Origin of the sequence: Isoptericola haloaureus, assembly GCF_036689775.1 — a bacterium.
Lineage (GTDB): Bacteria > Actinomycetota > Actinomycetes > Actinomycetales > Cellulomonadaceae > Isoptericola > Isoptericola haloaureus.
The window spans coordinates 1-302 of sequence record NZ_JBAGLP010000032.1 but is presented as its reverse complement, the minus strand read 5'-3'; the positions used below and the strand labels follow the sequence as shown (position 1 = coordinate 302).

General features: G+C 74.5%; 1 protein-coding gene. It reads left to right on the top strand.

Going from position 1 to position 302, the window contains the following annotated elements:
- The coding region (locus V5O49_RS00115; protein ID WP_332900450.1) for a helicase-related protein at window positions 1-302 on the top strand (302 nt) is incomplete at both ends.

Genomic DNA, 302 nt, shown 5'->3' with positions numbered 1-302 from the left:
AAGAACCGCGTCGTCGAGCAGATCGTCGCCGACCACCCCGACGACCAGGTGCTGGTGAGCGGGCAGTACATCGACCAGCTCGAGGAGCCCGCCGAGCACCCGGCCTCCCCGCCGATCCCCGGGTCGCCCACCGTCCGCGAGCGCCAGCACCTGCCCGCGGCGCCCCCGGCCGGCGCGATCTCCCGGCTCGTGGTGAGCAAGGTCGCGAACTTCTCCCTCGACCTGCCCGAGGCGTCGGTGGCGCTCCAGGTCTCCGGGTCCTTCGGCTCCCGGCAGGAGGAGGCCCAGCGCCTCGGCCGGGT